The sequence below is a fragment of the Ensifer sp. NPDC090286 genome (assembly GCF_044769565.1).
GTDB lineage: Bacteria > Pseudomonadota > Alphaproteobacteria > Rhizobiales > Rhizobiaceae > Ensifer.
Genome location: NZ_JBIVYF010000022.1, coordinates 1 through 1,095, shown reverse-complemented (window position 1 = coordinate 1,095; position 1,095 = coordinate 1). Strand labels below are relative to the sequence as shown.

The 1,095-nt window shown below is 52.4% G+C and carries 2 tRNA genes and 1 rRNA gene; all 3 read left to right on the top strand.

From position 1 onward, the window contains the following. Window positions 1-68, top strand: a 16S ribosomal RNA gene (locus ACIQUG_RS34660); the annotation flags it as partial. Between the two features lie 250 nt (window positions 69-318). Continuing rightward, window positions 319-395 (top strand) — tRNA-Ile (locus ACIQUG_RS34655). 52 nt (window positions 396-447) lie between these two features. Then, window positions 448-523 (top strand) — tRNA-Ala (locus ACIQUG_RS34650). Window positions 524-1,095 lie beyond the last annotated feature (572 nt).

Here is a 1,095-nt window from a genome sequence, read left to right as displayed (position 1 = left end):
GGTCAGCGACTGGGGTGAAGTCGTAACAAGGTAGCCGTAGGGGAACCTGCGGCTGGATCACCTCCTTTCTAAGGAAGCTGTGGAATTGGAAGACGCTTTCGACAAGTCTTTGACTTGTCTGGAGATGACCTTTCCCGTGCTTTTTAGAACATAGATGGCACCAGTCAGGTGACCATCGAACGCAATACGCCGCATAGATGTTTGCATCATGATGGTATGGCGAGTGCCGCCGTCCACGTTTCTCTTTCTCACAAGGATACGAACCACGCCCGCTTGGCGCTTTTGCAAAGCGTTTGGTGTTCGTGCTTTACCCAAGATGGGCCCGTAGCTCAGGTGGTTAGAGCGCACGCCTGATAAGCGTGAGGTCGGCAGTTCGAGTCTGCCCGGGCCCACCATTTTGGTTTTAGGACTGGATGGGATTGCTTGGAGCAGATGATCGAAACGGTTGGGGCTGTAGCTCAGCTGGGAGAGCACCTGCTTTGCAAGCAGGGGGTCAGCGGTTCGATCCCGCTCAGCTCCACCAATTCGATTGGTGTTGAACTGGCGGAAGATATCCTTGGAGAAAAATAAGTTTGCATCGCCTTACTGAGGTTGATGCCTGTTCTGATTACATTGTGAAGAGAAGATATGTCTGGAAGCTTCCAGGTGTTTTGAATGATCTATGATCATTCGGGACGTCCGAGCCCAGCCCCGATGAACCCATGGATGGTCTAGCCGACCGGATGTGGTGGAGGGTCTGGAGGTAGGTAGGAAGTCTTGTTCAAAAGACATGATCATTGTTTGGGTGCTCACTTGTGAGTGCCCTTCTGGTGTTCATGTTGGATTGGTGTTGCCTGACCGCGCATCACCGGACAGATCTCGAGAAGCTGGTCTTAAGATAGGCTGCAAGCGAACCGCTCGGCGTGGTTCCAATAAAGCAGACCTATCGAACACGTCGATGGCATCTGATTGGCTCGGTTGTAAAAGGTAACCGAGTTGCCGCATCCCTTCGGGATGGCGGCTAAGGATGAGCATTGGCAATGAGAACGATCAAGTGTCAAAAGGGCATTTGGTGGATGCCTTGGCATGCACAGGCGATGAAGGACGTGATACGCT